We start from the raw sequence: 8,389 nt of genomic DNA on the forward strand, positions 1-8,389 counted from the left end.
AATAGAAGGGCGGAAAGACCAGGAGAAGTGGTGTCGGCCCCGGTTTGAATGGTGGGCGCAGAGCCATGGTCGGCGGGCTTAGGGCTGGGCAGCCAGAGCAACCATGGTTTTCGTAACCGGCGCGGCCGAAGCCGTGGCGCTGAGCGGAATCAGGGCGTAGGCGCCCAGATCAATCACGTCGCGGCCGGCTGCCAGGGTTACTTGCTCGTGGAGGGGTTGGTAGCCAGGCACTTCCACGTGCAACATGTAGTGGCCGAAAGCAGCCCGGTCGAGGCGAAACTCACCGTTTTCGGCGGTCAGCGCGCCGGCAATCAGCTGCTCGTTGTCCTGGCGCATCAGCGCTACCGTGGCTTGCTGCAGGGGGCGACCGGTATACTGGTCGAGCAGAACGCCGGTAAAGGAGCCGGTGATGTGCAGCGCCGGCTGTACCGACTTCTCGGTCAGGTGGGCGGCAGCGGGTTGAACACCGGACGAGGCCAGGAGGGCAGCACCCAGTAGGGCGCGGTTTAGCAAAGTCAACAACATGGCTTGGAAAAGGAAAAGGTACGCGAAGGGTGGGGGCCGAAGAGCACCGCGCGGCCGCGGATCCACTTGGTGCTGGCTGGCCAACCGACTGGGGTAAGGTGAAAAGACGGGCCGCCGAGCGCTAAAAGCCGGTTTACATGCCTGTCGCCAATATTACCCGGAGGTGGCATGTGGCCGTTGGGGGCCTGCCCACCCGGTCAGTTACCGGGGCCTGCGAGCAATGGACTGTTTCAGTGTTTCAAAGGTAATGATAGGTACTTTGTAAAGCAAGGTACCTGGTAAATTTTTTTATTGTTAATCTTCAATCGGGTTTTGGGGCGGAGATTCGCGCGTTTGGCAGGGCAGATGCAACCCAGAGAGTAGGGGTTGCCTGGAAACCAAAATTCGGTTTACCAGTAGCGGAGCAGCGCCTTGCGGCAGGGGTGGGGAGCGGTGAATGGGGAATCGGCCGGCGGCCGCGGATCCGCCAGCCTTTTCACTCACCATTCAGACTACTGACTACGAAACGATTCGTAGGTTGCGTAGGGTATCGGCTTCGGCAAATATTTTTTTTGCGAGCCGCAGCAGCCCCGACTGGGCTGCTTTCCGCCACAGCTAATAGTTTGCTGGTGCGGTTTGAGCCAATAGATGAAGCTTGGGACATGGCCGTTGCCTAGGCGCAAAAAAATAACCGCCGACTTCCTATATAGAAAGTCGGCGGCGCGCCAGCTTACCAAGCGGGCATGGCTATTTGCTGCCCGGCGCCACTACTTGGCCGTTGCGGAAGGTTTTTTTCTGCAGTACCGCTTTGCCATCGGGGCCGAAATAGCTCCACACCCCAGTTTCGCGGTTGTTGCGGTACTGGCCCGCTACTTCCTGGGTGCCGTCTTCCCGCAGCTGGCGGTAGGCTCCTACTTTGGCGCCCGATTTCCAAGTGGTTTCGCTACGCAGCTTGCCCGAAGGATAAAATTCCTGCTCTATGCCGCTGGCCTTGCCGCCTTCATAGCTCAGCTTGCGCTGCACCTGCCCGTTGTCGTGGTAAGAGAGCTGCTCACCGACCAATCGGCCATTGGCGTAAGTTTCCTTACGCTGCACCTGCTTGCCACCCGGAAAAAACGTGCGCCAGGTGCCGTGCCGTTGCCCGTTCTTGTATTCCTGCTCCTCTTTCGTGCCGCCTTCCTCAAAATACAGCGTGGCCTTCCGGTCCTTGCCCACGTTGCTGTAGCTGATGTCTTGCTCGGGTTTGCCTGAAGGGTAGAAGTAGTGAGCCGAGCCGGTCAGCACGCCCGCTTTGTAGTTCTGCGTGCTCTTGGTCTTACCGTCTTCGTAGTACGTTTTCACGATGCCTTCCAGGTTGGCCGTGCCCGGGGCCAGCTGCTGAGCGCGCTTGGTGAGGTCGTCGCCGAGTTGGTTGGTTACGGTGCGGGTCACGGCGGCGGCCGGCACGTAGCTGCCCTCGGTGCGTAGCTTGCCCGAGGGATAATAGGTTTTGATGGTGCCGCGGCCGGTCTTGTCCATGCTCACGTCGGTTTCCAGCTGGCCGTTGCTGTACCAGGTTTTGTAGCCGCCCGCCAGCAGACCATTGCGGTAGGTACCTTCGCTCTGCACCTGCCCATTGGGAAAGAATGTGCGCACCAGGCCGTTGGGCTGGCCGTTGGCGTAGGTCATTTCCACCTGGGGCTTGCCCGAAGCGTATACCTGCCGCACCACGCCAGTGGGCTGCCCTTTATCGAGCGTCGTTTCCAGCTTCAATTCCCCTGATGGGTGATACATCTTTACCGACCCCGTGGGCTGGTCGTCTTCGTACGAGCCTTCCTGGGCCACCTTGCCGCTGGGGTAATAGGTGCGGAAGGGGCCCTGCCGCTGGCCTTGCCGGAAAATAACTTCCAGCCGCCGTTGCCCGGTTTCAAAGAACTCCACGTAGGCGCTGTCGGGCTTACCCCCGCGGTAGCCGGTTTGTACTTCCAGCTTGCCGGAGCGGTAAAACCGCTTGTAGCCGCCTTCCAGCACGGTGTCAGCCCCAACCAGGGCGTGGTATACCTCGCGCTTCTTGGTGCGGGTGGTGTCGTAATAAGTCGTGAGTAAGCGCGGGCGCTGGGCCAGCGCCTCGTGGGCACCCAGCATCAGCAGCGTCAGCAGCAACAGCAGAATTCGGTTCATGGCTGCAAAAACGCAGAAATTCTGCCAAACGTGCGAAGCTCCGGCATTTCCAGTTGCAGTGGCATCTCCTAACGCGGCGGCCCGACGGCTCCGGCATCTGCGCATTATCGCCTTTCTCCACAATTACGGAGCATCGTAACACGCTTACCCAGCCACGGCCTCGGCATGTGTTGCGCTGGCACCTAAAGCACAAGCGCCCCGGCCAACCGGCCGGGGCGCTTGCTATTCGTTTGGCTGATCCAACGGCTTCGTCGAATCAGTTAAAACATGCGCTTAGAGCTTCTCAAACACCAGGCTGCTGGCACCGCCGCCGCCGTTGCAGATGCCCGTCACGCCGATCTTGCCGCCCTCGTTGCGCATCACGTTCAGCAGGGTGGTCACGATGCGGGCGCCCGAAGCACCCAGCGGGTGGCCCAGTGAAACCGCACCGCCGTATACGTTGACCTTAGTGCCCTCCAGCTTCAGCAGCTTGTTGTTGGCCAGCGACACCACCGAGAATGCCTCGTTGATTTCGTAAAAGTCAACCTGCTCGGGCGTAACGCCGGCGTGCTTCAGCGCTTTCGGAATAGCTAGCGAAGGTGAAGTCGTAAACCACTCCGGTGCCTGCTCGGCATCGGCGAAGCCCAGCACCTTGGCGATGGGCGTCAAGCCCAGCTCCTCGGCCTTTTCCTTGCTCATCAGCAGCACAGCAGCGGCGCCATCGTTGAGGGTGGAGGCGTTGGCGGCCGTCACAGTGCCGCCCTCCTTGATAAAGGCTGGCTTGAGGCCTGCTACCTTGGTGAAGTCAACTTTCAGGTACTCCTCGTCGTCCTCAATCACCACGGTCTTGCCGCGCTGCTCGATGGTCACGGGCACGATTTCGTCCTTCTTTTTGCCCGCCTTGGCCGCGTTGGCGCTGCGCGTATAGCTCTCGATGGCAAAGGCATCCTGCTCTTCGCGTGTGATACCCATCTCTTTGGCCGTGTTTTCGGCCGCGTTGCCCATGGCGTAATTGTGGTACGGGTCCCACAGGCCGTCCTTCACCAAGCCATCGATCATCTGGCCGTGGCCGTACTTGGCTCCGAAGCGAGCCTTGTCCAGGTAGTAAGGCACGTTCGACATGCTCTCCATGCCGCCGGCCAGCACCACGTCGGATTGGCCCAGCATGATGGCCTGGGCAGCCATCATAATAGCCTTCGACCCCGAGGCGCATACTTTGTTTACGGTGGTGCACTCCACCTCGTAGCCGAGGCCAGCCTTGAGAGCTGCCTGGCGGGCCGGAGCCTGGCCGAGGTTGGCGGAAATCACGTTGCCCATGATTACCTGCTGCACTTGCTTGGGTTCTACGCCGGCTTTTTCCAGCGCACCCTTCAGCGCAATACCGCCCAACTCAACGGCGGTCAGCGAAGCAAGGCTGCCCCCGAACGAGCCGATGGGCGTACGCACAGCCGAAATGACGTAGACTTCTTTGATTTGCATGATTAGAAAGGGGTGGGGTTGAGTAGGAGAATGGCACAAGGGAGGAGCCGAGGGGTCGGCAGCCGGCCAAAAGTAGCAGGAATTTCCGGGGCTGAGGCGCCGCAGATGGGATAACCGGCAGCCTACCAAGTGGGTTTGCGCGGATCGGCACGGCGTGTGGACCGGTATGGAATCTGCTGCAGGTATTGCTGCTCAGCTGCACGTAGGGCCTCGAGCACCTGCTCGGCCTGCGCTTCACTCAAATTGGGCGCCGGCTGCCGCTGCCGCGTAATCAGGCGGTTATCTGCCGCGGTAGCAACCTGACTGGCCGGCGCGTTACCCGCGCTTGTCTCGCTACTAGCACCGGCATCTAGGCCGCGCACACTGCCCGCGGCCGTCCCCTGCGCCATCGATTCCGACGTTCCTTGGCCCGGCGCCCGCCGTCCGCCGCCGGCCGCTTGGGTGCCTCCCGCTACAGCGGGCGTTGGCTGCGCTTGCCCTTCCGAGCTAGGCTTGGATGGTTGCCCCGCACCCGAGGTAGACGGGGGTGGGGGAGGAGGTGGAAGCTGGGGTGGCAGCCGGCGCCCTTGCAGCGGCCGCAACAACTCGTAGTTATAGCGTGCGGCTGCGTTGCGCGGATTATCGGTTAAGGCCTGCCGGAGCAGAGCCAGGGCTTGCGGGTAGTTGCCAGCGGCGGCGGCTAGGGTAGCCAGCTGTTGCCGGGCTACGCTGCGCAGTTCTGTCGGTCCCTGCGGCAGTACCTGCGTATAGGCTTCGCGGGCTGCTCCTGCCTGCCCAGCTCGGGCATAAGCGTGGCCAAGGTTGAGGTGAAGCTGCGCCGAGTTATTGCCTAGGGACCGTGCCCTGGCAAAGGCCCGGGCGGCGGCAGCAAAGTCGCGGCGGGCATAAGCTGCGGCACCGGCTTGCTGTGCTTGGTTGGCTTCGTACACGCGCTGAAAACCGTTCCACCACCCACCACCTATGGCAAGCAGCATCAGCAAAAAGGCGCGCGTCATGGCTTGATAACGGTGACAGTGAGCATAACGTCTAGGGCCAGCAAGAGCAGTGCCGCCGCCAGTGGGTACGCGTATCGATTGTCGGCTACCGTTACGGTGCGCACCTGTTGGGTTTGGCCCTCCAGCCGGTTCAATGCCCGTAAAAGCAACGGAAACTCGTTTCGGCGGTCCGTAAGCTCCACGTATACGCCACCAGTCGCTTCAGCCAAGCGGCGCAGCGGAATGGGCTGCAGCCGGCTAATCGCGGGCTTTCCTTGGGCATCGCGCACGTAACCGCCGGCCCGTGGAATGCGCCCGCCCGAGGTTGTGCCCACACCTACCGAGTACAAACGCATGCCGCTTCGGGTCAGGTCCCGTATCACAGCTTCCAAATTTTCCCCGAAATCCTCGCCGTCGCTGACGAGTACAAGGGCCGTCGCTCGTGGTGGAGCCCCGGCCGCTTGTGATGCTGTGGCCGACGCTCGAGCAAGGGCTAATTCCAACGGCTGCGTCAGGTCAGTGCTTCCAGCCGGTACCAAGCGTGTATCGAGAGTGCCCAGCAGCAGTAACAGCGCATCTTGGTCGTAGGTAAGCGGACAGTGTACGTAGGCCTCAGAGCTGAACACCACTAACCCAATGCGGTCGGCCGGAAACCTACGGATGAGTTCTAGCAACGCCGCACGGGCTTTCTGCAGTCGGGAAGGAGCTACGTCATCAGCGTCCATCGAGCGGGAAAGGTCCACCAATAGCCACAAATCTTTGCCAGCCGTGCGTACGGCTCCTTGAGTAAGACCGTAGGCGGGTCCGAGTAGGGCCACCAATAACAGCCCAAACGCCAATAGCCGCGGCATGAGCTTCCAACCTGCCCGCCAGCCCGATTGGCTAAGAGGACGAGCTAGGCGTATGGTGCGTAGCAGATATCCCAAATACAACAGGCTGGCTGCTGCTGTCAGCGCAGTTTCCCATTGAGTCCAGAAATACAGCCAAGTAAGCATCCAACAGGGGGTAGGGCGGCAGGGGATGAAGTCAAAGATAAGGCCCTAAGGATGCCTCAATGCATATTTTTTTTCGTTGTGACGGTTGTTTTGTGAAAGTCGCTTGTATATTTGCTGCCCCGAAGGGCAAGCGGCCCGACGGCAAAAGCCTCAAACACGGAGAGGTGGGTGAGTGGCTTAAACCAGTAGTTTGCTAAACTGCCGTAGCTCTAAAGGCTACCGGGGGTTCGAATCCCCCCCTCTCCGCCACGGGCTTTCCGGTTGCTCCGGGAAGCCCGCTTTTGTATCCGCCGCTGCTGTTTTGCCACAGCGGTTTACGGGGTGTAGCGTAGCCCGGTATCGCGCCTGCTTTGGGAGCAGGAGGCCGCAGGTTCGAATCCTGCCACCCCGACTACAACCGGAAGCCGTCTGCCCGCCTTTAGTGGGGTGGGCGGCTTCCGGTGTTTTTAGGCCCCGTAGCTCAGTTGGATAGAGCATCTGCCTTCTAAGCAGACGGTCTTTGGTTCGAATCCAAACGGGGTCACTTAATCCCCCTTTGCAGCATGCAAAGGGGGCTTTTTATGATTGCCCACGCTTATGTCTATATAAAGGCTAGCGGAATTGCTTCTGTAAAAAGTAAGTTAAAAAACAACTTGGCGCCATCCGGTAGTAGCAGCCCATATGGAATGCTTGCGCAGCTTGGCCTGCAACAGCAAGCAACGTTATTGCTGCCAATGTTGCCGGCGCACGAGTCCGCCAAAATCCTGAGCGCCTACCTAAAACGCACCTTGCTCAATGCTAGGCGCACATCTCTGGGGCCAGCCAGACCGTGACGGCAAGATTGAAAAAAGCCCAGTAACTGCCGCCGCTAGCCCAAACTATTTCCACCGCGACTGGTGGACGAACTGGAATTGAACGAGCTCAGGGGGGCGTTGGGCAACGCAGCCCCAAGGTGTAGTATTAGGTGTATTGTTACGGAGTATGGGGGTGTATCTTTTGACGTCTGCTTTCGCACCGCACTAGGGTCCAAGTAGTCCACAGCAGCGCTTGCACAACGGCGGCCGTGCGGGCCGCTATCCAGCGTAGTTCGGAGAGCCTACAATGCCTAGCGCGGCGCCACGGCATCAACCCCAAAACGGTGACTTTGGGCCGCGTACTATGGATTCCGGGCATGAGCAGCCTGTCGCGTCCAACCAGGTGTGGGTCGTTGACGTCACGTGCTTGCCCAAGCAGGGCGGCGGCTGGCTGTACCTGGCCAACTGGCAGGACGCCTGCTCGCGCAAGGTCGTTGGCTGAAACGTGAGCGAGGACCTCGTGAGCGAAGTCCTTCGCCGGGCCCTAGTGCCGCACCAGCCGTCGGCTAATCTGATCGGGCACTCGAATGAAGGCAGCCAAGTACACGCTTCCGCTGCTGTCATGCATGGGGCGGCGGTGAAGAGCATGAGCCGCATAGGCAACTGCTACGACAACGCTCAGTCCGGGTACTTTTAGAGCCGTTTCGAGACCGGACTACTCGACGGGAGCGAGCGGTCTTCTCAGCCTGGAAGGGGCACGCCTCAAATCCCGCCACTACTTTTTACTATAACGACGAGCGGCACCACTCCATCCTCGATTACCGCTCACCTAACTATTAGGTCCCAACAACGTCCGAAAAGTGTGCTGCTGAGCTAGACTCCCTCACTTTGTATATTGGAGTATGTTAGAAAAAACGGAGCGGTTCACACAACGCTACTCGTGCTGGGCGAATCAGCAGCGCAAGTTAACCGTGAGTACCTGACTACAAATAGACCTTCTAACCCGGGCACTGCTCTGCCACAGCGTCGAGTGGACTGTTGCTAATATGATGCCTAACGGGCTGCTCAGAGAATCCATATAAAGTAGTATGGTGTCCGTATTCAGTTTAGGGAAAGGGCAGGATACATGACAGACTTAACGGACGGGCAATGGGCGCAGCTGCAGGCGGTGTAGCCGCTGGCACACTTGGACCGCACAGAGCAGCCGTGCCGCTGGGTAGTTGAGCGCATCTTCGCCTGGCTCTGCTGCTACCAGCGCCTGTGTACCCCCAACTGAGAGCACACCTCCTACAGCAGCCGCGCTTGGCTGCTCATTGCCATGGTCCACCTCATGGGCCGGCGGCTACATTAAGCATTACTTTGTACACACCCTCTAAGAGCGAATCTAGGAATTTAAGTTATGCTAAGCCTTCGTCAAAGCATTTATGCCTCAGGATATATTCGAAGCGCTGAAGATGCTTCTTGAGGTGGTCTAACGCGAGCGGACACGGAAGAGTCTTAACTTTCCCTGTCGATGCCAGACCAG

At 59.6% G+C, this 8,389-nt stretch carries 5 protein-coding genes and 3 tRNA genes; 4 read left to right on the forward strand and 4 right to left on the reverse strand.

The window, feature by feature from the left end; all coding sequences use genetic code 11:
* Nucleotides 1-78: 78 nt before the first annotated feature.
* The 4 genes from ACYVKQ_RS08790 to ACYVKQ_RS08805 all read right to left on the reverse strand — a co-directional run bounded on the left by ACYVKQ_RS08790 (nt 79) and on the right by ACYVKQ_RS08805 (nt 6,091).
* Complete coding sequence (locus ACYVKQ_RS08790) at nt 79-525, reverse strand: carboxypeptidase-like regulatory domain-containing protein (protein WP_460577731.1); 447 nt, start codon at nt 523-525, stop codon at nt 79-81.
* Between the two features lie 726 nt (nt 526-1,251).
* The gene (locus ACYVKQ_RS08795) at nt 1,252-2,664 is read right to left on the reverse strand and encodes a toxin-antitoxin system YwqK family antitoxin (protein ID WP_460577735.1); all 1,413 of its coding nucleotides are present in this window, start codon (nt 2,662-2,664) and stop codon (nt 1,252-1,254) included.
* Between the two features lie 273 nt (nt 2,665-2,937).
* Entirely contained in the window at nt 2,938-4,122 is a 1,185-nt protein-coding gene (locus ACYVKQ_RS08800; protein WP_460577738.1) for an acetyl-CoA C-acyltransferase, read from the reverse strand.
* 991 nt (nt 4,123-5,113) lie between these two features.
* Nucleotides 5,114-6,091, reverse strand: a complete 978-nt coding sequence (locus ACYVKQ_RS08805) for a vWA domain-containing protein (RefSeq protein ID WP_460577740.1) — start codon at nt 6,089-6,091, stop codon at nt 5,114-5,116.
* A gap of 158 nt (nt 6,092-6,249) precedes the next feature.
* On the opposite strand from ACYVKQ_RS08805, the gene ACYVKQ_RS08810 reads away from it, so the two are divergent.
* The 4 genes from ACYVKQ_RS08810 to ACYVKQ_RS08825 all read left to right on the forward strand — a co-directional run bounded on the left by ACYVKQ_RS08810 (nt 6,250) and on the right by ACYVKQ_RS08825 (nt 7,366).
* Nucleotides 6,250-6,340: transfer RNA gene (locus tag ACYVKQ_RS08810), tRNA-Ser, on the forward strand.
* Nucleotides 6,341-6,408: 68 nt separating this feature from the next.
* Nucleotides 6,409-6,482: transfer RNA gene (locus ACYVKQ_RS08815), tRNA-Pro, on the forward strand.
* Nucleotides 6,483-6,540: 58 nt separating this feature from the next.
* A tRNA-Arg gene (locus ACYVKQ_RS08820) sits at nt 6,541-6,614 on the forward strand.
* A gap of 614 nt (nt 6,615-7,228) precedes the next feature.
* Nucleotides 7,229-7,366, forward strand: a complete 138-nt coding sequence (locus tag ACYVKQ_RS08825) for a DDE-type integrase/transposase/recombinase (RefSeq protein WP_460577742.1) — start codon at nt 7,229-7,231, stop codon at nt 7,364-7,366.
* Nucleotides 7,367-8,389: the final 1,023 nt, after the last annotated feature.

Source organism: Hymenobacter coalescens, from assembly GCF_054783195.1.